A 21,763-nucleotide genomic window follows, 5' to 3' on the forward strand; every position below is an offset into this window, starting at 1 on the left:
CGAACGGCCGGGTCAGCCTGGCTGGTCGGCTGTCCGGCGCCGGTAGTGCCGCGAGACCCGGGCACGGTTGCCGCAGGATGCCTTGCACCACTCCTGCCTCGGGTGCCCCTTCAGGAAGTAGCGGACGCAGCGCGGCGCCGGGCAGGCGGCCAACCGCTCCCGGTCCGGGCCGGCGAGGAACTCGATCGCCGCCCGGGCCAGCCCGGCGAGCAGCCGGATCCGGGCGTCGGCCGGGCCGCCGGACCAGCCGACCACCGGGCCGGCCCCGTCCGGCCAGCTCAGCACCGGCCGAACCGGCCACCGCCCGGCGGCCCGGTTGAGCTGGTCGACGGCGTCGCGCGGGTCGAGCAGCGTGGACGAGTCGGCCCGGCTCGGCGGTGCGGGCCGGACCGCCCGGGCGAAGAGGGTACGCACGGCGCGGCGCAGCGCGACCACGTCGAGTCGGAGCGGCTCGTCGACCCACTCGGCAACCGCCCCGAGACCGCCGGCGTACTCGGTCAGCGCTTCCGCTTGCGCTTCGAGCCATGCGGTCAGCCCGGCGACGTCGGCGAGGTCGTCCGCGACGCCACCGTTGCCGTCGTGCCGGATCGTGCCGGTGAGGGCGAGCATGAGTTGCTGGGCCATCACTGCTCCTCCGGTATCGGCTTGTCCGGGCGGCTCGACGCACGGTACCGTCCCAGCCTAATGGTTGAAGCGCGAGCAAGCATTAGGGGGACGCCAGTGCTCGTCATCGCCCACCTCAGCGACACCCACCTCGACGGATCACCCCGCTCGGCCGAGCGGACCGCCCGGGTGATGGACCACCTGCACGCGCTGCCCCGGCCGGTCGACGCGATCCTGGTCACCGGGGACATCGCCGACCACGGCGAGCTGACCGAGTACGAGACCGCAGCCAAGCTCCTCGCCTCGCCGCTGCCGGTGCTGACCTGTCCCGGTAACCACGACGTGCGGGACGCGTACCGGAAGGGGTTGCTCGGCGACGGGCAGGGCGGCGACGGCCCGGTGAACGCCCGGCACGACGTGGCCGGCGCGGTCTTCCTGCTCGCCGACTCGACGGTGCCCGGCCGGAACGACGGGCACCTCGACGCCGAGACGATGGCCTGGCTGGCCGGCGAACTGGCGTCCACACCGGCCGGCGCGCCCGTCTTCGTCGCCTTCCACCACCCGCCGGTCACCCTGCACCATCCGGTCATCGACACGATGCGGCTGCTGCCGACCGAGCCGCTGGCCGAACTGCTCGCCGACCACCCGCAGGTCGTCGCGGTGCTGACCGGGCACTTCCACACCGCCGCCGCGAGCACCTTCGCCGGCCGGCCACTGCGGATCGCCCCCGGCGTGGTCTCCACCCTGCGGATGCCGTGGGAGGGCGACGGGCCGCTTGTCGACCTGACCCAGCCGCCCGGGGTGGCGTTCCACGTCTACGACGACGCGGGGCTGCTGACCACGCACTACCGGGTGGTGGTCTGAGCGGTGCGCGGCATCGCAGTACTCGGTTTCCTGGCGGCCGTCGCGCCGATCACCGCGACGCCGGGGGCCAGCCTGACCCTGGTCGTCTCGCGGGTCGCCGCAGGTGGGCGCCGGCAGGGCTGGTGGGTGATCCTGGGTACGGTCACCGGCCTCTACGTGCACGCCCTGCTCGCCGCCGTCGGGCTGGCCGCGCTGGTACTCCGCTCGTCGCAGGCGTTCCTGCTCGTCAAACTGCTCGGCGCCGGCTACCTGGCCGGGCTCGGGCTGTGGCTGCTCTGGTCGGCCACCCGTCGCCACCGCCCGCATCCCGAGCCGACCGAGCCGACCGGACCGGCCAGACCGACCGAGCCGGTGGGCGCGGCGGCATCGGACGCGCGGACCAGCCATCGGGTACGCCGGCTGCCGTGGCGCGGCCACCACCCCTACCTCCAGGGGTTCCTCGGCAACGTGCTGAACCCGAAAGCGGCGGCCGTCTACCTGACCCTCGCCCCGCAGTTCCTCGACGCGCACGGTCCGGTACTGGTCCCGATGCTGGTTCTCGGCACCGCACACGCGCTGCTCGTCGGCTGCTGGCTCGCCGGCTGGACCGCGATCTCGGGTGCGGCCGTCCGGCTGCTGCGCACCGCACGGGTCCGCCGGGCGCTCGACCGGGTGACCGGGGTGATCCTGGTCGGGCTGGGTCTCCGTACTGCGGTGAGCTGAGCACCGGGCCACCGCCGCCCCGAATCGACATCGGCGCGGCACCGGAACCCACCGATCAACCGCTGACCGACTTACCGACACCGCCCACCGACACACCGTCCCACCGTCCCGAACGATTCCTGAATCCGGCCCGAATCCGTGCGACGACGATGGGCGGGTTCCGCACGGAGACGACCTGGGAGGGTGGATGCGCGAGTGGATTTCCGGCCGGCCGGTGCCGCTGGTGAGCGCGGTACTGGGCCTGGCCCTGCTGTCGGGGGTGACGGCCTGCGGCGCCGATCCGGCGCCGAGCACCGGATCGGACGGTACGGGCAGCGGTGCCACGCCGACCGGCAGCGCACCGGCCGCCGGAGCCCCGGCCGGTGGTACCGGCACCGTCACGGTGACCGCCGACGGCAAGAAGTACGAGTTCAGCACCGACGACTGCTCGACCGTCGAGGTGCCAGCGAAGATCTTCTCGCTCAGCACCACCGACGCCACGATCGAGCTGTCCCTGCCGCACGACCCGGGCCCGTTCGACCAGGACAGCGACGGGACGACCGTGCCGCTGACGCTCGGCGGCGCCGACGAGACGTACCAGACGGTGGCGTTCACCGGGCAGCGCACCGAGGACGGCGACCGCACCTCCGGCAAGCTCGGCGGTACGGCCAAGCGGGCCACCACCGGCCAGGAGGTCGAGTTCAGCATCGACTTCGACTGCCCCCTCGTCCGCGGCTGACCGAAGCCCGGCAGCAGACCGAAGTCCAGCAGGCTGAAGCCCGGCAGCAGACCGAAGTCCAGCAGGCTGAAGCCCGGCAGCAGACCGAAGTCCGGCAGCAGACCGAAGCCGACGTGCTCGGCGCTGCCTGGCACCTCCAGCCGCAAGCTTCGGTCAAGAAACCGTGATCAACGGCAATTCCCGCCGCCTCCGGCCGCACAATCGAGGGACGTTCGGCCTAAGTGGACGGGGACACGGCGATGGCTCTTGCTGCGGGCAACGTGATCTGGGGAATCAGCGCACCGACCTTCCTGTCGGGCTATCTCCTGCTGGTCGTGGTGACCGTCGGGTACGCCGCCGTACGGCGCCGACGGTTGCTGGCCGGGTCGGAGAGCGTACGCACCTCGACGCTGACCGCCACCCAGGTCGGATACCTGAACGGCGGCAGCAGGCTGGCGATCTGCACCGCCCTCGCCGCGCTGCGCAACGCCGGTGCGGTCGGGATCGGTCCCGCCCCGGACCGGCACCTGGTGGTCACCGGGGACCGGCCGGTCGGGGCGGGCGGGCTGGAGGCGGCGGTCTACCAGTTCGCGGGGCATCGCCGGCCACCCCGGGAACTCGACTACGACTCGGGCGTCTCGGTGGAGCTGGGCCGGATGCACACCGGGCTGGTCGAGGCCGGGCTGATGCCGGGCGAGCAGACCCGCCGGGCACTGCGCGGATCGACCTGGCTGCTGGCCGGCGTGCTACTGCTCGGCGTTCTCCGGCTGTTCGCCGAGGCGTCGGCCGGCGATGTGTGGCCGCCGCTGATCCTCGTCCTGGTCGCCACGGGGGTGGCGACCGTGGTGCTGGGACGGCGACCGCCGGCGCGGACCCGGGCCGGCGGCTGGGCGCTGGCCGCCCTGCGTACCGAACACGCCCACCTGGCCCCGTCCCAGCAGCCGGCCTGGAGCACCTACGGCCCGCACGGCGCGGCGCTGGCGGTCGCGCTCTTCGGCCCGGCGGCGTTCTGGGCGGCCGATCCGGAGTTCGCCGCCGAGGCCGGCCTCCAGCAGCAGCTCGGGGTCGCCTCCGGGGCCGTGGGCGGCACCTCGGCAACCGGTAGCGGCGGCTTCGCCTGCGCGGGCGGCTACGGCTCGGACTCCGGTGGCTCCGACTCCGGCGGCAGCCACGGTTGTGGCAGCAGCGGCGGCGGAAGTAGTTGCGGCGGCGGCGGGGGTTGCGGCGGCGGAGGAGGCGGCTGACCCGGCACGGCCGGAGCAGCTGCCGGGAATGGCTCGACACAGTTGAGCCGGCCCGGCGACACGTCGGCCAGGCCGACCGAAACCGTTAGCCCGGCGACACGTCGGCCGGGCCGGCCGGAACCGTTAGCACGGCGAACGATGTTGTTAGGCTCGTGTTCGTGCAGAGCGTGCCGCAGAAAGAGACCCCGCCCGCCCGGCTGGCCGGACTGCCGAGCTGGCTGCTCACCCAGACCGCCCGGCACGCCCACCGGCTGGTCGGCGACGGCTTCGCCGACGTCGGCTCCCGGGGCTACCACTACCGGCTGCTGCTCACCCTGCACGAGGTTGGTCCGACCAGCCAGGCGGACCTCGGTCGGCGCAGCGGCATCCACCTCAGCGACGTGGTGGCCGCGGTCAACGACCTCGCCGACCGGCAACTGGTCGAGCGTTCCCCCGACCCGACCGACCGGCGGCGCAACGTCATCACCATCACCCCGGCCGGGCGGCGCCAGCTCCGCCGGCTGGAGCAGCGGCTCGCCCGGGTCCAGGAGGACCTGCTCGCCCCGCTCGCTCCGGACGAACGCGACCAGCTCACCCGGCTGCTGACCCGGCTCCTCGATCACCACGACCGGCAGCCCACGAACCCGGAGAGCTGAGTCCGAGCGGTCGACGCGGAACAGCGGTCAGGCTGCGACAGCGGCGTCGGGGTCGGCGTCCGCGTCGGGATCGGCGTCGGTCAGCCGGCGCCAGAGGAAGCGCAGCATCAGCGCCCACTTGAAGGCCATCTGGGCGTTGTCGGCGGCGGCCCCGTGCCCGCCCTCGATGTTCTCGTAGTAGGAGACGTCGTAGCCGCAGGCGCGCAGCAGGGCCGCCATCTTGCGGGCGTGCCCGGGATGCACCCGGTCGTCCCGGGACGAGGTGACGAAGAGGACCGGCGGGTACGACTGCCCCGGCCGGACGTTGTGGTAAGGCGAGTACTCGCGCAGGAACGCCCAGTCGGCCTCGTCGTCCGGGTCGCCGTACTCGGCCATCCAGGAGGCGCCGGCCAGCAGCAGGTGGTAGCGGCGCATGTCGAGCAGCGGCACCCGGGCCACCACCGCGCCGAACAGCTCCGGGAACCGGGTCAGCATCACCCCCATCAGCAACCCGCCGTTGCTGCCGCCCTCGATGCCGAGCCGGGCCGGCACGGTGATTCCCCGGTCGACCAGGTCGGTGGCGACGGCGGCGAAGTCCTCGTACGCCCGCGACCGGTTCTCCCGCAGCGCCGCCCGGTGCCAGCGCGGCCCGAACTCGCCGCCGCCCCGGATGTTGGCGACCACGTAACTGCCGCCCCTCGCCAGCCAGCCCCGGCCGATGATCCCGCTGTAGCTCGGCGTCCAGGCCATCTCGAAGCCGCCGTACCCGGTCAGCAGGGTCGGACCGGTCGGTGTCCCGGCCGGCCGCACCAGGAAGTACGGCACCCGGGTCCCGTCGGCGGAGCGGGCGTGCAGCTGCCGGACGGTCATCCCGGCCGGGTCGAAGAACACCGGGTCCCGCTTCAGCGTCTCGACCGGCCCGCCGACCGTGCCGTGGTGCAGCGCGGTGGGCGCGAGGAATCCGGTGCTGGCCAGCAGGTATTCGTCGCTCTCCTCCGGGTTCGTGTCGACGATGACGACGTGCCGCTCCTCCACCGGGCCGGCGGTCTCCAGCAGCGGGCGCCGCTGCCAGCCGTCCTCGCCGGGGGTGAGCACCTCGATCCGGCCCCGCACGTCGACCAGGCTGCTCAGGATCAGGTGGCCCCGGGTCCAGGCGTGCCGGCCGGGTGCGCTGTCCGGGCCGGGGGCGAAGAGCACGGTCAGCTCGCGCTCACCGGCGAGGTACCGGTCCAGCCGGGTGACCAGGACCGATCCCGGGGGGTACGTCCGGTCGCCCACCGTCCAGTCGGAGCGGAGCGCGATCAGCAGCCACTCCCGGTGTACGTCGGTCTCGGCGTCCTCCGGCACGTCGATCCGGTGCAGCTCGCCGTCGCCGGTGCGCAGGAACTCCTCCCGACGGAAGAAGTCCAGCCGGCGGCCGAGGAAGTCGCGGACGAAACCGGGGGTGGGGTCGTGCACCGCGTACACCGAGACGTCGTCGTCGCGGCCCTGGTGCACGACGGTGGCCTCGGCCAGCGGGGTGCCCCGGCGCCAGCGCTTGACGATCCGGGGATAGCCGGAGGCGGTCAGCGAGCCGGGGCCGAAGTCGGTGCCCACGTAGATGTGGTCGGCGTCGATCCAGCCGACGTCGCTCTTCGCCTCCGGCAGGGTGAACCCGTCCGGCACGAAGTCCCGGGTGCCCAGGTCGAACTCGCGGACCACGCTGGCGTCCGAGCCGCCCCGGGCCAGCCGGACCAGGCAGCGCCGGTGCCCGGGGCGCTGCACGATCGCGCCCTGCCAGGTCCACGGCTCCCCCTCGGCGGCGGCCAGCGCGTCGACGTCGAGCAGCGTCTCCCAGTCCGGCTCCGCCCGGCGGTACTCGTCGAGCGTGGTACGCCGCCACAACCCCCGGGGGTGCGCCTCGTCCTTCCAGAGGTTGTAGAGGTAGGTTCCGTCCCAATGCACGAACGGCACCCGGTCCGCGGCGTCCAGCACCCCGCGCAGCTCCGTGACCAGCGGCGCGAACGAGGGGTCGTCGGCGAGCGCCCCGTGGGTCTCCGCGTTGCGGGCCCGCACCCAGGCGGTCACCTCCGGGTCGGCGAGCGCCTCGAGCCAGCGGAATTCGTCGTCGAGATCCGGGGACACCCAGGGTTCCTACCACAGAACGTGAAACACGTTGCCACTCAGTCGGATGGCGGATTGAACTTCCGGACGCCGAAAAACGATCTAACTGAGGTGGGACGTTCACGCCTCGACTCCGTACCGGCCGGCTACTCGGCACCGGGAGGCCGTGTCGCCGGGGCGATCGCGTCGGTCGGTGCGCTGCTGGCGGTGCTGCTGCTGGCCGGCCTGGCGGTGCTGGCCGGTCCGGCGGGGCCGGCGGCGGCGCACGCGGCGGTGGTCGGCACGGTGCCGCAGCAGCAGGCCGTACTCGGCTACTCACCCACCGAGGTGACCATCACCTTCAGCGAACCGGTGGCCCTGGTACCGGGCCGGGCGCAGGTGCTGGCCCCGGACGGCAAGCGGATCAACGACGGGGACGCCAGCGTCCGGGACGCCACGCTGCGGATCCCGGTCCGGGTCGCCGACCGGCCGCTCGGCACGTACCTGGTCAGCTACCGGGTGATCTCCGCCGACAGCCACCCGGTCGCCGGCAGCTTCACCTTCGCGGTCGGCGCCGCCTCGGCCACCCCGCCGGAGCCGGCCGACGAGACGGTACGCCGGGACGTCCAGGTCGCGGTGCCGGTGACCAGATATCTCGGGTACGCCGGACTGGTCCTGCTGATCGGCCCGGCGCTGCTGCTCGGGCTGCTCTGGCCGGGCCGGCTGCCGCGCCGGGGCGCCGTCCGGCTGGTCCGGGCCGGGCTGGCGCTGATCGCGGTCGGCACTCTGGCCGGGTTCTGGGCGCAGGCCCCCTATACCAGCGGTGCCGGCTTGCTGGACGTCTCCGGCACCGAGCTGTGGCAGCTGCTCGGCTCGGACTTCGGGCTGGCGCTCGCCGCCAGGCTGGGCATCCTGGCGCTGGTCGCCGCCCTGCTGCCGCCGGTGCTGGCCGGCCGGGCCGGGCAGGTCGGGATGGCCGGGCGGGTCCGGGTCGGGCTGCTGGTCGTGCTCGGGCTGGCCGGGCTGGCCACTTGGCCGCTGGCCGGGCACGCCGCCGCCTCGCCGACGCCGCTGGCCAGCGGCATCGCCAGCCTGGTGCACCTGGCCGCGATGTCGGTCTGGCTCGGCGGGCTGGTGACACTGCTCGCGTTCCCGCTGCGGGCCGCCCATCCGCGCGTGCTGGCGGTCGTACTGCCGGTCTGGTCCCGCTGGGCGGGCATCGCGGTGCTCTGGCTGGTCGCCGGCGGGGTGGTGCAGGCGGTGATCGAGGTCGGCGCACCGGGAGCCCTCTTCGGCACCACCTACGGCCGGCTGGTGCTGGCCAAGCTGACCCTGCTGGCCCTACTGCTGGCCGCCGCCTGGTACGCCCGCCGCCTCGTCCAGCACCGCCTGAGCGGAGCCGGAAACGGGAACGGGAACGGGGACGGGGACGGGGGTACGGCGGTCGCCGGGCGGCGGCGGTTGCGCCGTACGGTCGGCCTGGAGGTGCTGGTCGGACTGGTCGTGCTCGGGGTCAGCGCGGTACTCGTGCAGACCACCCCGGGCCGCAACGCCGGGATCGAGGCCGAGATCGCCGCCTCGGACACCTTCGCCCAGACCCTCAGTTCACCGCTCTACACCCTCCAGTTCGACATCTATCCGGTGCAGCTCGGGCCGAACAACACCGTGCACGCGTACGTCTACACCGCCGGGGGCAAACCGCTGCCGGCGGTGGAGTGGACGCTCACCACCGCCCTGCCGGCCCAGGGCGTCGAGCCGACCGACGTGCCGATGCTGGGGGTCGAGCCGCACCACGGGGTCGGGGCGGTGAACTTCCCGATCCCCGGCGACTGGGAGCTGCGGTTCACGGTGCGTACCTCGGAGATCGACCAGGCGACGGTGCGGACGGTCGTCCAGGTGCGCTGACCACCGGCCACCTGGCTCAGGACGGCGGCGGGCGGCCGGCCGGCTCAGGGCGCCGGAACGGCGGGCACGGGCCACCGGGCTCAGGGCTCGACCAGGCCGGCCCGGATGGCGTACCGGGTGAGGTCGATCCGGTCCCGCATGCCGAGTTTGGCCAGGATGTTGGCCCGGTGCCGGTCGACCGTCTTCACGCTTATCACCAGCGCCTCGGCGATCTCCTTCGCCGAGTTGCCCTCGGCGATCAACTTGATGATCTCCTCCTCCCGGGGGGTCAGGATGCTCTCCGGCAGTTTCTCGCCCTGCCGGGCCCGGTGCAGGTAGTCCCGGATCAGGGCGGTGATCGCCCCGGGATAGAGGAACGGCTCGCCGCGCATCGCCGCCCGGCACGCCTCCAGCAGGTCCCGGTCGGCGACCGACTTGAGCACGTAGCCGGAGGCTCCGGCCCGGAGCGCCTCGAAGAAGTACTGCTCGTTGTCGTGCATCGAGAGCATCAGGATGCGTACCCCGGGGGCCCGCCGGGAGATCTCCCGGGCCGCCTGTAGGCCGGTCATCCTCGGCATCGCGATGTCCAGGATCACCAGGTCGATCTCGGTGCGCCGGACCGACTCCACCGCCTCCGCCCCGTCGGCCGCCTCGGCGACCACCCGCAGGTCGGGCTCGGCGTCCAGGATCAGCCGCAGCCCCCGGCGGACCAGCGCGTGGTCGTCCGCCAGCAGGATCCTGGTCTCGGTCGTGGACATGCTCAGGTCTCCCTCTGCCCCGGCCCGTCGGCGGGTACCGCCAGCCGGATCTCGGTGCCGGTGCCCGGCTCGGCGGCGATGCCCAGCCGGGCCCCGATCAACAGTGCCCGCTCCCGCATCCCCCGGATGCCCGCGCCCTCCCGGCGTACCTCGCCGAGGCCGTCGTCGGCGACGCGGAGCAGCACCGCGCCGTCCTCGGCCCGCAGTGACAGCTCCACCCGGTCGGCCCGGGCGTGCCGGGCCACGTTGGTCAGGCTCTCCTGGGCGATCCGGTAGATCACCAGTTCCTTCTCCGCGCTCAGGACCGGCAGGTCGGGGGTCAGCCGCCGCACCACCGGTACTCCGCTGACCTGCGAGAACTCCGTGGCGAGCGCGTTGAGCGCGCTGAGCAGCCCGAGGTCGGTCAACACGTCCGGCCGGAGTCGCCGGGCCACCCGCCCCACGTCGTCGAGGCTCTCCCGCAGCGTCTCCTGCACCGCGTGCAGCTCCTCGCGCAGTTCGGCCGGGGCCCGGTCCACCGCCCGCTTGAGTCCGAGCAGCACCACGGTCAGGCTCTGCCCGATCTCGTCGTGCAGCTCCCGGGCGATCCGTTGCCGCTCACCCTCCTGGGCGGCGAGCGCGTGCGCACTGCTGGCGCTGCGCTCGCTCTCCAGCCGGTCGAGCATGGCGTTGAAGGTCTCGATCAGGTTGGTCAGGTCACCGTTGCCGGCGTCCTCCAGCCGGTCCCCGGTCTGCAGCAGGTCGACCCGGCGCATCAGTGTGGTCAGCGCGTCCAGCGGGGCCAGGCTGGCCCGCAGCAGCAGGCCGTTCACCGTCACGATCAGCGCCAGCCCGATGGCCAGTACCGGGATCTCGGTCAGCAGCACCGGCGACGACACGGTGACCGGGGCGAGCGCGAGCACCAGCGTGCCGACCGCGAAGACCAGCCCGTTGACCAGGAACAACCGGCGGAACAACGCGCGGGCCGGGCTGCGGCGGTTGCGGCGGCCGGGGCGGCCGGCAGCGCCGGATCGCCCCGGGGCGGCCGGCCCGGGGTCGGCTGCCCGGTCGGCTGCCCGGTCGGCTGCCCGGTCGGTGGCATCGGTCACCCTGCCAGCCTCGCCCGGGAGCTGCCGGTTTGTCCATCTGGTCGGCCACCCACCCCCGGTGGGGAGTGCGGGTCACCCGGCCGGGTCAGCTGCATGTTCCGCGTCAGCACAGATGGGTGTCGGACCCGATGGTCGGTCGGTCACGCTCGGCGAATCCTTGACAGCGGAACCGGCGGCCAACCCGAGACCGAGACCGGAACCGGCATCCGAGCCCCGCGACCGAGCCTGCCGGCACGGCCGACCGAGCCGTGCCGCACGCCCGGCGTACGGGTGCTACGCGCCACCTGCCGCCCCTACCCGAGCGAGGCCACAGTGGACATCACCAGGACCACGGTTCCCGGCGTCGGCGTCCTACACCATTTCCTGACCCGGGGCGGGCAGCGGTTCGGCGTACTGCTCGACCACTCCGGCCTGCGGTCCCTGCTGCTCTACGGCACGGACGATCCGGACGTGCCGGCGCAGCGGATCGCGCTGGACCACGACGAGGCCGACCAGATCGCCGAGGTGCTGCACAGCACGCCGATGGCCGACCGGCTGGCCAGCCTGGAGCGCCGTCTCGCCGAGCTGCACCGCGGACCCGCGTGACCACGGTACGCAGACCCGGCCGTCTCGCCGGCCGGCCGCCCCGCCGGCCGGAGACCCCGTCGTTCTCGGGAGGTTACGTTGTCGGGAAACACCTCAGGCCCAACCGTTGCGGCGCCCCGGCCGACACCAGCCGGCGCCGGGAGAGCTGGTGGAATGCAGGCGCAGCAGATCGCCGTGGTGGTACCGACGGTGACCGTCCGGGACTCGGTGGCCAGGGCGGTCCGGCTGATGGCGCTGCGCCGGCTGCCAGGAATGATCGTGGTGGACGACAGGGGCCGGCCGAAGACCGTGCTCCCCGGCACCCAGGTGCTCCGGATGGCGGTGCCGGACGCCTACCGGCAGGACCCGGTGCTGAGTCGGACCATCGACGAGGCGCACGCCGACGTGTTCTGGGAGGAGTTGGGGGACCTGACCGTGGGCGACTGCCTGCTCCGGGAGCCGCCCCGGGTGACCACCGTGGGCCTTTCCGGAACGCTGCTGGAGGTGGCCGCGCTGATGGCTCGACAGCGCAGCCCGCTGGTGGCGGTGGTCGACGGCACCGGGGTCCTGGTCGGGGCGATCACCCTGGAACGGGTACTCGCCGAGTTCGCGGTGGCCGAACCGGACGCCTGACCCCTCCCCGGCCGGCCGCCGCGCGTCGTGCGGCGGCCGGCCGGCCCCCCGGCGGCGCCCCGGCGGGGTGCCGGCCGGGTGACCGGAGCCGACCGGAGTACCGCCGATGAGCGCCGTCGCCGCGCTCGGCATCTTCGTGGTGGCGTTCTTCTTCATCGCCACCGAGAAGGTCGACAAGGTCAAGGTGGTGCTCGTCGCGGCCGCCGCGATGCTGGTCTTCGGCTTCGCGCCCGGCGCCGAGGTCTACTTCTCCGAACACGAGGGGATCGACTGGAAGGTCATCCTCCTGCTGCTCGGGATGATGATCATCGTCGGCGTGCTGAAGCAGACGGGTCTCTTCGACTATCTGGCGATCTGGGCCGCGAAGAAGTCGTCCGGCCGGCCGTACCGGCTGATGGTGATGCTGATGCTGATCACCGCCATCGCCTCGCCGTTCCTGGACAACGTAACCACGATCATGCTTGTCGCCCCGGTCACCGTGGTGGTCTGCAACCGGCTGCACATCCCGGCCCAGCCCTACCTGATCGCCGAGATCCTGGCCAGCAACATCGGCGGCGCGGCGACGCTGATCGGCGACCCGCCGAACATCATCATCGGCAGCCGGGCCGGGTTGACCTTCACGGACTTCCTGGTGCACATGGCCCCGCCCGTCGTGGTGATCTTCGCGATCTTCGTACTCTTCAGCCGGGTGCTGTTCCGCAGGTCGTTCCGGTACAACCCGGAGCACGTCGAGTCGGTGCTGGCGCTACAGGAGCGGCGGGCGATCACCGACGTCCGGCTGCTGGTCCGCTGCCTGGTCGTACTCGCCCTGGTGGTGGTCGCCTTCGGGCTGCACTCGGTGCTGCACGTCGACCCGTCGGTGGTGGCGATGGTCGGCGCCGGGGTGATGGTGATGGTGTCCCGGCTGGACGTCTCCGACGTGCTCGACGAGGTCGAGTGGCCCACCCTGGTCTTCTTCGTGGGCCTCTTCGTGATGGTCGCCGGCCTGGTGCACACCGGCGTGATCAACACCTTCGGCGAGTGGGTGATCGGCCTCGTGGACGGGGACTTCTTCGCCGCCGCGACCGCGCTGCTCTTCGGCTCGGCGGTACTCGGCGCCTTCTTCGACAACATCCCCTACACCGCCACCATGGCCCCGGTGGTCGAGGGGCTGGTGGCCCAGGCGCCGGATCCGCAGACCGGACAGGCGCTCTGGTGGTCCTTCGCCCTCGGCGCCGACTTCAGCGGCAACGGCACGGCGGTGGCCGCCAGCGCCAACGTGGTGGCGATCGGCATCGCCGCCCGGACCGGCCACCGGATCTCGTTCTGGCAGTTCACCAAGTACGGCATCCTCGTCACGATCCTGAGCACCCTGCTCGCCTGGCTCTACGTCTGGCTGCGGTACTTCACGTGACGCAGTGCCGGAGCTGGCCACCACCCCCGGCGGCCGCCCACCCTCCCCGGCGCCGGCCGCCGGCCCGCGCCGGCCGCGGTTCGCGGCCGGCGCGGGCAACCCCGGCCGCGGGCTCGCGACGGTGCCCTGGCTGCCGCGGCTCGCTGCTTCCAGGCAAGCCGGGACTCAAGGCCCCCGGCAGCCGGAACTCAGTGCCCCCGGGCCAGCCACTCGTCCAGGTGCGGTGCCTCGTCGCCGATCGTGGTGCTCGGGCCGTGCCCGGTGTGCACCACGGTCTCCGGCGGCAGGGTCAGCAACCGCTGCCTGATCGACTCGACGATGGTGCCGAAGTCGCTGAACGACCGGCCGGTCGCCCCCGGGCCGCCCTGGAACAGGGTGTCACCGGTGAAGACCGCCCCGAGTTCGGGCCCGTACAGCGAACACGCCCCCGGGCTGTGTCCGGGCGTGTGCCGGACCTCCAGCCTGGTGCCGGCCACCTCGACCGACTGCCCGTCGGCCAGGTCGCCACCGGGCGGCACGTCCGGGTGCACCAGGTCCCAGAGCACCCGGTCGGCCGGGTGCAGCAGTACCCGGGCACCGGTCGCCCCGGCCAGCGCCGGTGCGACCCGTACGTGGTCGTCGTGCGCGTGCGTGGCCAGGATCGCGACCACCCGCCGGCCACCGACCGCGGCCAGGATCGCGTCCACGTCGTGCGGCGCGTCGACCACCACGCACTCGGCGTCGTCGCCGACCACCCAGACGTTGTTGTCCACCTCGAAGGTCTGGCCGTCGAGCGAGAAGGTGCCCGAGGTGACCGCGTGGTCGATGCGGGCCGGCAGGTGGCCGCTGCGGGCCGGCATCAGAAGATCACCACTGATCGCAGTACGTCGCCTTGGTGCATCTTGTCGAACGCCGCCTCCACCTGGTCCAGACCGATCTCCTCGGTGACGAAGGCGTCGAGGTCCAGCCGGCCCTGGAGGTAGAGCGAGGTGAGCATCGGGAAGTCCCGGTCCGGCAGGCAGTCGCCGTACCAGCTCGACTTCAGCGCGCCACCCCGGCCGAAGACGTCGAGCAGCGGCAGGTCGGGAACCCTCATCTCCGGGGTGGGTACCCCGACCAGCACGACGGTGCCGGCCAGGTCGCGGGCGTAGAACGCCTGCTTCCAGGTCTCCGGCCGGCCGACCGCCTCGATCACCACGTCCGCGCCGTGTCCGCCGGTCAGCTCGCGGATCGCCTCGACCGGGTCGTTCAGGCGGGCGTCGACGGTGTGCGTCGCGCCGAACCCCCTGGCCCACTCCAGCTTCCGGGGGTCGGTGTCGACCGCGATGATCGTGGTCGCGCCGGCCAGGGCCGCGCCGGCCACCGCGCCGTCGCCGACCCCGCCGCAGCCGATCACCGCGACCGAGTCACCCCGGGTGACGCCGCCGGTGTTCACCGCCGCGCCGAGCCCGGCCATCACGCCGCAGCCGAGCAGCCCGACGGCGGCGGGCCGGGCCGCCGGATCGACCTTGGTGCACTGCCCGGCGTGTACCAGGGTCTTCTCCACGAACGCGCCGATGCCGAGCGCCGGGGAGAGTTCGGTACCGTCGGTAAGCGTCATCTTCTGCCCGGCGTTGTGGGTGGCGAAGCAGTACCACGGCCTGCCACGCCGGCAGGCCCGGCAGTCGCCGCAGACGGCCCGCCAGTTGAGCACCACGAAGTCGCCCGGCTCGACGTCGGTCACCCCGGCGCCGACCTGCTCCACGATCCCGGCTGCCTCGTGCCCGAGCAGGAACGGGAAGTCGTCGTTGATGCCGCCCTCCCGGTAGTGCAGGTCGGTGTGGCAGACGCCGCAGGCCTGCACCCGTACCACTGCCTCACCCGGGCCGGGGTCCGGTACGACGATGGTGGTCACCTCCACCGGTGCGCCCTTGGCCCTGGCGATGACCCCGCGTACTTCCTGGCTCACGCTGCCTCCTCAAGATCTCGATCACGATCCGCCGGCCCCAGGAAGTCTCGCAGGCCACACCGTCGGACGCACGGGTCGAAGGGCGGGACATTTCACCGGAGGCCCGACCGGGACGATCGTCCCGTGGTCGACCCGATGTCCGGTTTTTGGTCATGATCGGGTGGCTGGTCGGGCCGGGTCGCGGAACATCGGGCCGGTGGCCATGGTTATACCCGGCGTACGTCCGCAGCAGCACCCCGCAGCCCTGGCCACCCCCCGGGTGCCCGGGGAATGGGCAGCCGGCGGGCGTCGTTACATCCCCCCGGGCATCCCCCTGAGAACTTCTGAGCTTCGGGTTTCTTTCCCTCTTTCGACCCGCCACCGCGCACCCGCGGGTGGTGGTGTCGTACCCCCGGAAATGGAAGGTGACCATCATGACCAACGTCAAGCGGTGGCTCCCGGCCATCACCGACACCCCGATCCGTAAGACCGCGCTCGGCATCGCCGGCCTCGCCGTCGTCGGCGGCGCGTTCGCCGCCCCCGCCATCTCGACCGACACCCCGCCCACCGGCGGCAACCCGACCGCCGCCGCGGTCACCAACGACATCCGCGACATCGACAAGCGGGCACCGTCGAAGACCCTCGACTACCAGTACAAGGCGCAGGAAAACTTCTACTACTGCGCCCCCGCCGCGACCCGGATCGCGCTGTCCGCGCAGGGCCAGACCCCCAGCCAGGACGACGTCGCCAAGCGGCTCGGCACCACCGAGGCCGGCACCAACTCGGCCGAGGACACCACCCGGGTCCTGAACACCACCGGCGGTAAGAACTACCGCACCGTCGCGATCCCGGACAGCACCGCCAAGCCCGAACAGATGGACCGACTCCAGGTCGACATCGTCAACGCCATCGACGCCAAGCGTCCGGTCGTGATGAACATCAAGGGCACCGCCACCGACGTCGACGGCATGTCGCACTCCTACCCCGGCGGGCACTACCTGACCGTCGTCGGCTACGACGACCACGGCCGCAAGGTCAAGATCGCCGACCCGGCCAACCCGGACCAGGCCCAGTACTGGATGAGCACCATCAACCTCGCCAACTGGGCCACCGAACGCGGCTACTCCGCATAAGCACCAACAGCACAGCAACACAGCAGCACCGAGAGGGCCAGCCCCGCAACAGGGGCTGGCCCTCTCACCGTCTCCGGGTCAGTCTCCGGTCGACCGCACCACGTCCGGACGTCGCGCGTCGGGGCCGGGGATGTCGGGGCCGGGGGTGCTGCCGGCCAGCTCGGTCCCGAGCCGCTCGACGGCGTCCCGGATCAGCTGGCCGTACGGGTCGTCGGCGAGCACCGGCAGGCTCTCCCGGGCCAGGGCCAGATGCTCCCGGGCCCGGTCCGGCCGGCCCAGCTTGCGATAGTCCTCGGCGAGGTTGAGCTGCAACGACGGCCGGAACGCCTGGACCTGAAAGGTGGCGTCGTAGCGCTGGGCCCGCTCGTCGGTCAACGTGTCGGCGGCTTCGAGCGCCCGCAGGTCCCAGCGCAGCTCCTCGGCCGGATCGTCCTGGAGGTCGGCCAGATAGTGCGCCAGTGTGCAACGGTGCAGCGGGTCGCCGGCCGGCCCGATCCGGTCCCACAGCTCGGTCAGCCGCTCCCGTGCCGGCCCGGTACGCCCGGCCTGCCCCCACCCGACCGCCTCGACGATCCGTGCCATCATCTCGTCGCCGCCCTGCCCCATCGTCCACTCCCCTGTGTCGGCCGGCCTGTGCCGCTGCCGATGCTGGCGGCTCGCGGCCGTTCTCTGCCGCTGCCGATGCTGGTGGCTCGACGAGGTCGAGGGTCAAGCCCGTGCCGCACCCGGGCTGCTACCACGTTCGTGGTACGTGCCCCGGGGCCCGGATTCGTAGAGTGGCCGCATGAAGGGCTGGACCGGAGCCGGAACGGCGCCCGGGGGCGACCGGAGGCGGCGAGGGCCCGGCGCCGACCGGGGCTGGCGGGCGCTGGGCGGTGCCCGGGGGCGGCGCTGGGCGGTGGACGTCGGGATCGCGGCAGCGGCCGGCACGATCACCGCGTACCGGATCGCGGTCGTGGCGGTGCTGCCCGGCGACCGGACGCCCGACCTCTGGGCGTACGCACTCGGCACCGCGATGGCGGTGGCCCTGCTCGCCCGGCGGCGCTGGCCGGCGGCGGTGCTGGCGGTGGTCGGCGGCCTCTTCCTGCTCTACCACGTCTCCCGGTACCCGGGCGGTGCGCCGGCCGCCCCGGTCTGGGTCGCGCTCTACTCGGTCGCGGTGGCCCGTCGCCGGCGGCTCGGCCTGCTGCTCGCCGGACTCTTCGTCCTGCTGGACGCGCACGGCCGGACCATGGTGGCCGGGGTGGAGCCGCTGGACGCCACCCTGGACAGTTCGACAGTGGTGTTCGTGGCCACGCTGCTGCTCGGCGAGACGGTGCGCGGCCGACGGATCCGGCTCGCCCTGCTCACCGCCGAGCGCGACGACGCGGCCCGCCGGCAGGTGGTCGAGGAACGGATCCGGATAGCCCGGGAGCTGCACGACGTCACCGCACACACCCTGGCGGTGGTCGGTGTGCAGGCCGGGGTCGCCGCCGAGGTGCTGGACGACGACCCGGCCCAGGCCCGAGCCGCGTTGGAGGCGGTCCGGCGGGCCAGCCGGGAGGCGCTGACGGAGCTGCGGGCGGCGGTCGGCGTACTCCGGGACGGCACCCGTGCCGACGGACCGGAACCGCCGGTCCCCGGTCTCGACCGGCTGCCGGCGCTGGCCGCGACCACCGGGGCGGTACTCCGGCAGGACGGTACGCCGCGCCCGCTGTCCGGGGCGGTGGAGGCGACCGCGTACCGGATCGTGCAGGAGGCGGTGGCCAACGCCGTCCGGCACGCGGACGCGGGCCGGATCGAGGTACGGCTCGGTTACCGCCCCGACGGGCTCGACCTGACCGTCTGCGACGACGGCCGGGGTCCGGGCGGGCCGCCCGGCAACGGTCTGCGCGGGATGGCGGAGCGGGCCGCCGGACTGGGCGGCTGGCTGCGTACGGGCCCGGCGGACGGTGGCGGCTTCCAGGTCCGGGGATGGTTGCCAGGATGACGGCGACGGAGTGCACGGCCGGCGGGACGGGGCGGATCCGGGTCCTGCTCGCCGACGACCAGCGGCTGGTCCGGGCCGGCTTCCGGGTGCTGCTGGAGCGGGCGCCGGAGATCGAGGTGGTCGGCGAGGCGACCGACGGCGAGGAGGCGATCGCGCTGACCCGGGCGCACCGGCCGGACGTCGTGCTGATGGACATCCGGATGCCGGGCACGGACGGGCTGACCGCGACCCGGCGGATCGTGGCCGACGACCGGCTGCCCGGGGTCCGGGTGGTCGTGCTGACCACCTTCGAACTCGACGAGTACGTCTACGCGGCCCTGCGCGCCGGGGCGAGCGGCTTCCTGCTGAAGAACCTGGAGCCGGACGAGCTGCGCCGGGCGGTCCGGGTGGTGGCGGCCGGCGACGCGCTGCTGGCGCCCGAGGTGACCCGCCGGCTGATCGCCGCCTACGTCGACGGTCCGGAGGTACCCGGTCTGCACACGCTCACCGCCCGCGAGCGCGAGGTGGTGACGCTGGTCGCGGAGGGGCTGTCCAACGCGGAGGTGGGCACCCGGCTGGGCACGAGCACCGCCACCGCGAAGACGCACGCCAACCGGGCGATGGCCAAGCTCGGTGCCCGGGACCGGGCCCAGCTCGTGGTCTTCGCCTACCGCAGCGGACTCGCCGGGATACGACGGCCGCGGTAGCCCGGCGGTGGCGCGCGGCGGATCCGGCGACCGCCGGCCGTTCGTAGCGTTCGGAGCATGTTTCTGATCCTGGGACCGTTGCTGAATCTCGTCTCCGGCTTCTTCTGGGAGCCCGACCGGCAGGGCATAACCGCGGGTACCCTCGTCGCGCTCTCCTGCACCTGCTGGCTGATCGGTCTGATCGGCCTCTACGAACGGCTCCGCGTCGTCGCGCCGCGCTATCCGGCGGTGGCGATGCCGCTCACCGTCTTCGCATCCGTCGGCGGGGTGGCGTTCGGGGTGCAGAGCATCCACGAGGGGCTCTTCGACGCCTCGCACGCCACCACGATCGAGCTGCTCGACCAGCACCCGTTCGCCGCCTGGTCGCTCTACTGGACCGCCGGCCCGCTCTTCCCGCTCGTCGTGTTCGGACTGGGCGTGCTGCTGCTCCGGCTGCGCGCCGCGCCGCTGCCGGTCGGCGTACTCCTCTGCCTGGGTGCGCTGGCGTTCCCGCTGAGCCGGATCACCCGGGAGGTGACGATCGCGCACCTGGCCGACCTGCTCCTGCTGCTGCCCTTCCTCTATCTCGGCGTACGTGCGCTGACCGACCGGTCCGGCGCCCCCGCAGGTCGCCCGGCCGAGGCCGATCGCGAAGCAACCGCATCGAATCGTCGCATTCATCGCGCGTTGTAAATACTTGTTAACGGCAGATCTCGATGCGGCGCCCCCCGGTAAACCTTGATGGATGCCCTGAGGTGATTCGGATCAGCAGATCGACCGGAGCCCATCTGGTCGAACCTACAGAGATGGAGCCGCCATGCGTGGTCTGCGATCGCCGCAGAACCGGTCCGTTCACCGGCCCCCAGTGCCGTACAGGTACGCCGTCCCCTGCTCGCCGCCCTGGTGGTGGTGCTGACCGTACCGTCTGTCGCCGCCGCCTCGGTTGCCGTCACAGAGCAGGTTGCCGCCGCTCGGTGGTCGACCTCGTTCCAGTGCCCGGACGGCTCCACCGCCTCCGCCGGCCGCCTCGTCGTCGAGTCGGTCAACTCCTTCGAGGAGGGCGCGACGCCTGACCCCAACCCGCCCATCGGGATCGCGTTCGTGGGCCAGTGCCCGGACGGCACCCTCAGCTGGGGCGTCGGCGGGGCGACCCGGTCGCAGTTGCCGACGAGCAGTTCGACCCGGACCTCCGGCACGTGAGTGTCAGCGGCGCGTGGGCGAACGTGCGAGACAACAGAGGTAGGCTGCACACGGTTTCGGTCGACGGCCGCTGGACCGCCACCGGACCGATCGTGACCGAGGACTCCGGGCCGGGGTCGTGGCTCATGCAGCGATCGGCGACCGCGACAGCGACGGTCGTCTTCGACGGCGACACGCTCGTCGACGGCGCCGCCAACCATCCGTCCCACGTGCCGTTCATCCGCGTCGAGGTATGCGGGTAGCCCGACTTTCCCATCAGGGCTGCTCGGAGTCGAGCGGCTTCACGGTCGGATCACCCGGGAGGTAAGCCGGGTTCACAGGTCGGGGTCGAGTGGCGGACGTACTCGACCCCGACCACCAGGGCCGGCGGGGATCAGCCGGCGACGACGTCGGCCGGTGGCTCGACCGTCACCGGCCTGCCGTAGCCGGAGAACTCCATCGCCACCCGCACGTCGCGGGTGAACTCGGTCGACGGCTCGGCCGCGGTCCGACCCGTCAGCCGCCACTCGTACCGCACCGTCGCCACCCGACCGTCGGCGTCGACGGTCACGTCCCCGACGAACCGGACGGTCGCCGGCCCGGAGCCGTCGTCCGACCTCGTGGTCGCCTCGAAGTGGTACGCCCGGTCGCCCTTCTTGGTGATCTCCGCGTCGGCCTGCCGCAGCACCTCGAAGAGCCGCTCCCGGTCCGCCGACCCGCTCAGCGCGCCGTCCAGCACGTGCGCGTCGTACCCCAGCCGGTCGACCCGGCCCGGTTCCCGGACGTACTGCCCGCCCCTGGTGTGCGTGTAGAGCACCCCGGCGACCAGCCGCTGCTGGTCGACGCCGTCGATCCGCAGGTATCCGGTGGCGGCGGCCGGGTCGAACGCCCCCTCGGCGGTGTACGACGCCTCGGGAGCCCGAGTCTTGCCGGACGACTTGCTGAACGTCGTGCTCGCCCTCACCCGGTAGCTGACGTTCTCGCTGGCGGTGATGGCCGCGACCAGTTCCAGCCGGGGTGACGGGGCCTCGGCGACGGCAGCCGGTCGGTCCGGCGCGGTCACCGGCTGGACCAGCAGGGTCCCCGCGGCCAACCCGACCGCGAGTACCGCACAGGACGCGCCGACGACGGCGACCGCCCGGCGCCGTCGGGCCCGTACGCCACGCCGGAGGAGCTGCCCGGTCGGTGCGGCCGTCAGCGGCTCGTGGTCGACCAGGTCACGCAGTCCGCTCGCCAGCCGCGAGTCGAGAGAGTTCATCCCAGATCACCTGTTCCGTTCGAGGACCGGCTCGGGTACCAGGCCGCGAAGTTTGGCCAGGGCACGCGAGTACTGACTCTTGACCGTGCCGACCGAGCAGCCGAGCACCTCGGCGACCTGCCGCTCGGACAGGTCCTCGTAGTGCCGCAGCACCACCACCGCCCGCTGTCTCGGCGGCAGCGCCCGCAGCGCCTCGCGGAGTTCCCCGACGTCCGGTTCCGGTCCGGCCGCCGCCGGCCGGTCGGGTACGTCGGCGAAGAGCAGCTCCCGGCGTCGCCGCCGCCACACCGAGATGTGGTTGTTCGTCAGCGCCCGTCTCAGGTAGGCGTGCAGGTCGTGGTGCCGGGACAGCCTGCGCCAGCGGGCGTACATGCTGACCAGGCTCTCCTGCAACAGCTCCTCGGCCTGCCAGCGGTCGCCGGTGAGCAGCAGCGCCAGCCGCAGGTGGCGTTGCCAGGCCGACTCCACGAAGGCCACGAATGAGGCGTCGGCCGCCGAGGGCGGCCCTGCTCGGTCTGTCACGGTCC

24 protein-coding genes are annotated in these 21,763 nt (G+C 73.0%); 15 read left to right on the top strand and 9 right to left on the bottom strand.

Annotated features, from left to right (window positions below; genetic code table 11):
• Positions 1–12 precede the first annotated feature (12 nt).
• Positions 13–624 (bottom strand): ABATE domain-containing protein, encoded by a 612-nt coding sequence (locus tag O7626_RS24715; RefSeq protein WP_278063491.1) that lies wholly within the window; start codon positions 622–624, stop codon positions 13–15.
• 96 nt (positions 625–720) lie between these two features.
• Between O7626_RS24715 and O7626_RS24720 the strand changes: the two genes are divergently transcribed.
• The 5 genes from O7626_RS24720 to O7626_RS24740 all read left to right on the top strand — a co-directional run bounded on the left by O7626_RS24720 (position 721) and on the right by O7626_RS24740 (position 4,745).
• Positions 721–1,467 (top strand): metallophosphoesterase, encoded by a 747-nt coding sequence (locus O7626_RS24720; RefSeq protein ID WP_278063492.1) that lies wholly within the window; start codon positions 721–723, stop codon positions 1,465–1,467.
• 3 nt (positions 1,468–1,470) lie between these two features.
• Positions 1,471–2,169 carry a LysE family translocator gene (locus tag O7626_RS24725; RefSeq protein ID WP_278063493.1) on the top strand — a complete coding sequence of 233 codons (699 nt, stop codon included), beginning with the start codon at positions 1,471–1,473 and terminating at the stop codon, positions 2,167–2,169.
• Between the two features lie 187 nt (positions 2,170–2,356).
• The gene (locus tag O7626_RS24730) at positions 2,357–2,887 is read left to right on the top strand and encodes a hypothetical protein (protein WP_278063494.1); all 531 of its coding nucleotides are present in this window, start codon (positions 2,357–2,359) and stop codon (positions 2,885–2,887) included.
• Between the two features lie 239 nt (positions 2,888–3,126).
• Positions 3,127–4,110 carry a TIGR04222 domain-containing membrane protein gene (locus O7626_RS24735; protein WP_278063495.1) on the top strand — a complete coding sequence of 328 codons (984 nt, stop codon included), beginning with the start codon at positions 3,127–3,129 and terminating at the stop codon, positions 4,108–4,110.
• Positions 4,111–4,268: 158 nt separating this feature from the next.
• Positions 4,269–4,745, top strand: a complete 477-nt coding sequence (locus tag O7626_RS24740) for a MarR family winged helix-turn-helix transcriptional regulator (RefSeq protein ID WP_278063496.1) — start codon at positions 4,269–4,271, stop codon at positions 4,743–4,745.
• A 27-nt stretch (positions 4,746–4,772) separates the two neighbouring features.
• Here O7626_RS24740 and O7626_RS24745 read toward each other — a convergent pair whose 3' ends face one another.
• Positions 4,773–6,848, bottom strand: a complete 2,076-nt coding sequence (locus O7626_RS24745; RefSeq protein WP_278063497.1) for a prolyl oligopeptidase family serine peptidase — start codon at positions 6,846–6,848, stop codon at positions 4,773–4,775.
• A gap of 90 nt (positions 6,849–6,938) precedes the next feature.
• Here O7626_RS24745 and O7626_RS24750 point away from each other — a divergent pair, with 90 nt between their 5' ends.
• Positions 6,939–8,711 (top strand): copper resistance protein CopC, encoded by a 1,773-nt coding sequence (locus O7626_RS24750; RefSeq protein WP_347404810.1) that lies wholly within the window; start codon positions 6,939–6,941, stop codon positions 8,709–8,711.
• An 80-nt stretch (positions 8,712–8,791) separates the two neighbouring features.
• Here O7626_RS24750 and O7626_RS24755 read toward each other — a convergent pair whose 3' ends face one another.
• Both O7626_RS24755 and O7626_RS24760 read right to left on the bottom strand, forming a co-directional pair.
• Complete coding sequence (locus O7626_RS24755) at positions 8,792–9,448, bottom strand: response regulator transcription factor (protein ID WP_278063498.1); 657 nt, start codon at positions 9,446–9,448, stop codon at positions 8,792–8,794.
• 2 nt (positions 9,449–9,450) lie between these two features.
• The gene (locus tag O7626_RS24760) at positions 9,451–10,536 is read right to left on the bottom strand and encodes a sensor histidine kinase (protein WP_278063499.1); all 1,086 of its coding nucleotides are present in this window, start codon (positions 10,534–10,536) and stop codon (positions 9,451–9,453) included.
• 312 nt (positions 10,537–10,848) lie between these two features.
• Between O7626_RS24760 and O7626_RS24765 the strand changes: the two genes are divergently transcribed.
• The 3 genes from O7626_RS24765 to O7626_RS24775 all read left to right on the top strand — a co-directional run bounded on the left by O7626_RS24765 (position 10,849) and on the right by O7626_RS24775 (position 13,126).
• Positions 10,849–11,121, top strand: a complete 273-nt coding sequence (locus O7626_RS24765; protein WP_278063500.1) for a hypothetical protein — start codon at positions 10,849–10,851, stop codon at positions 11,119–11,121.
• A gap of 153 nt (positions 11,122–11,274) precedes the next feature.
• Positions 11,275–11,733: a CBS domain-containing protein gene (locus tag O7626_RS24770; RefSeq protein ID WP_278063501.1), complete on the top strand. Its 459-nt coding sequence runs from the start codon at positions 11,275–11,277 to the stop codon at positions 11,731–11,733.
• 106 nt (positions 11,734–11,839) lie between these two features.
• A complete protein-coding gene (locus tag O7626_RS24775; RefSeq protein ID WP_278063502.1) occupies positions 11,840–13,126 on the top strand; it encodes an ArsB/NhaD family transporter in 1,287 nt (428 codons plus the stop codon).
• Positions 13,127–13,314: 188 nt separating this feature from the next.
• Here O7626_RS24775 and O7626_RS24780 read toward each other — a convergent pair whose 3' ends face one another.
• Both O7626_RS24780 and O7626_RS24785 read right to left on the bottom strand, forming a co-directional pair.
• Positions 13,315–13,944, bottom strand: a complete 630-nt coding sequence (locus O7626_RS24780; protein ID WP_278066299.1) for an MBL fold metallo-hydrolase — start codon at positions 13,942–13,944, stop codon at positions 13,315–13,317.
• Positions 13,945–13,964: 20 nt separating this feature from the next.
• Positions 13,965–15,053, bottom strand: a complete 1,089-nt coding sequence (locus O7626_RS24785; protein ID WP_278063503.1) for an S-(hydroxymethyl)mycothiol dehydrogenase — start codon at positions 15,051–15,053, stop codon at positions 13,965–13,967.
• Positions 15,054–15,466: 413 nt separating this feature from the next.
• Between O7626_RS24785 and O7626_RS24790 the strand changes: the two genes are divergently transcribed.
• The gene (locus O7626_RS24790; protein ID WP_278063504.1) at positions 15,467–16,165 is read left to right on the top strand and encodes a C39 family peptidase; all 699 of its coding nucleotides are present in this window, start codon (positions 15,467–15,469) and stop codon (positions 16,163–16,165) included.
• Positions 16,166–16,243: 78 nt separating this feature from the next.
• Here O7626_RS24790 and O7626_RS24795 read toward each other — a convergent pair whose 3' ends face one another.
• On the bottom strand, positions 16,244–16,771 hold the full coding sequence (locus O7626_RS24795) for a hypothetical protein (protein ID WP_278063505.1): 528 nt from the start codon (positions 16,769–16,771) through the stop codon (positions 16,244–16,246).
• Positions 16,772–16,949: 178 nt separating this feature from the next.
• Between O7626_RS24795 and O7626_RS24800 the strand changes: the two genes are divergently transcribed.
• From O7626_RS24800 to O7626_RS24820, 5 genes are all read left to right on the top strand, one after another.
• Complete coding sequence (locus O7626_RS24800) at positions 16,950–18,134, top strand: histidine kinase (protein WP_278063506.1); 1,185 nt, start codon at positions 16,950–16,952, stop codon at positions 18,132–18,134.
• A complete protein-coding gene (locus tag O7626_RS24805; RefSeq protein WP_278063507.1) occupies positions 18,131–18,820 on the top strand; it encodes a response regulator transcription factor in 690 nt (229 codons plus the stop codon). The genes O7626_RS24800 and O7626_RS24805 overlap by 4 nt, the downstream gene beginning before the upstream one ends.
• 57 nt (positions 18,821–18,877) lie before the next feature.
• Complete coding sequence (locus O7626_RS24810) at positions 18,878–19,492, top strand: hypothetical protein (RefSeq protein WP_278063508.1); 615 nt, start codon at positions 18,878–18,880, stop codon at positions 19,490–19,492.
• 216 nt (positions 19,493–19,708) lie between these two features.
• Positions 19,709–19,999, top strand: coding sequence for a hypothetical protein (locus tag O7626_RS24815; RefSeq protein ID WP_278063509.1), 291 nt, complete (start codon positions 19,709–19,711; stop codon positions 19,997–19,999).
• A gap of 92 nt (positions 20,000–20,091) precedes the next feature.
• Entirely contained in the window at positions 20,092–20,241 is a 150-nt protein-coding gene (locus O7626_RS24820) for a hypothetical protein (protein WP_278063510.1), read from the top strand.
• A gap of 131 nt (positions 20,242–20,372) precedes the next feature.
• On the opposite strand, the gene O7626_RS24825 is transcribed toward O7626_RS24820, so the two are convergent.
• Entirely contained in the window at positions 20,373–21,236 is an 864-nt protein-coding gene (locus O7626_RS24825) for a hypothetical protein (RefSeq protein WP_278063511.1), read from the bottom strand.
• Positions 21,237–21,242: 6 nt separating this feature from the next.
• Entirely contained in the window at positions 21,243–21,758 is a 516-nt protein-coding gene (locus O7626_RS24830) for a SigE family RNA polymerase sigma factor (protein ID WP_278063512.1), read from the bottom strand.
• Positions 21,759–21,763 lie beyond the last annotated feature (5 nt).

It is taken from the genome of Micromonospora sp. WMMD1102 (assembly GCF_029626265.1).
Lineage (GTDB): Bacteria > Actinomycetota > Actinomycetes > Mycobacteriales > Micromonosporaceae > Plantactinospora.

What these genes read in the sequence shown, in the direction of transcription:
- O7626_RS24735 (WP_278063495.1), top strand. Translation starts at nt 3,127, where the DNA reads ATGGCTCTTGCTGCGGGCAACGTGATCTGGGGAATCAGCGCACCGACC.
- O7626_RS24800 (WP_278063506.1), top strand. Translation starts at nt 16,950, where the DNA reads ATGAAGGGCTGGACCGGAGCCGGAACGGCGCCCGGGGGCGACCGGAGG.
- O7626_RS24825 (WP_278063511.1), bottom strand. Translation starts at nt 21,236, where the DNA reads ATGAACTCTCTCGACTCGCGGCTGGCGAGCGGACTGCGTGACCTGGTC.
- O7626_RS24715 (WP_278063491.1), bottom strand. Translation starts at nt 624, where the DNA reads ATGGCCCAGCAACTCATGCTCGCCCTCACCGGCACGATCCGGCACGAC.
- O7626_RS24730 (WP_278063494.1), top strand. Translation starts at nt 2,357, where the DNA reads ATGCGCGAGTGGATTTCCGGCCGGCCGGTGCCGCTGGTGAGCGCGGTA.
- O7626_RS24795 (WP_278063505.1), bottom strand. Translation starts at nt 16,771, where the DNA reads ATGGGGCAGGGCGGCGACGAGATGATGGCACGGATCGTCGAGGCGGTC.
- O7626_RS24755 (WP_278063498.1), bottom strand. Translation starts at nt 9,448, where the DNA reads ATGTCCACGACCGAGACCAGGATCCTGCTGGCGGACGACCACGCGCTG.
- O7626_RS24805 (WP_278063507.1), top strand. Translation starts at nt 18,131, where the DNA reads ATGACGGCGACGGAGTGCACGGCCGGCGGGACGGGGCGGATCCGGGTC.
- O7626_RS24790 (WP_278063504.1), top strand. Translation starts at nt 15,467, where the DNA reads ATGACCAACGTCAAGCGGTGGCTCCCGGCCATCACCGACACCCCGATC.
- O7626_RS24775 (WP_278063502.1), top strand. Translation starts at nt 11,840, where the DNA reads ATGAGCGCCGTCGCCGCGCTCGGCATCTTCGTGGTGGCGTTCTTCTTC.
- O7626_RS24810 (WP_278063508.1), top strand. Translation starts at nt 18,878, where the DNA reads ATGTTTCTGATCCTGGGACCGTTGCTGAATCTCGTCTCCGGCTTCTTC.
- O7626_RS24770 (WP_278063501.1), top strand. Translation starts at nt 11,275, where the DNA reads ATGCAGGCGCAGCAGATCGCCGTGGTGGTACCGACGGTGACCGTCCGG.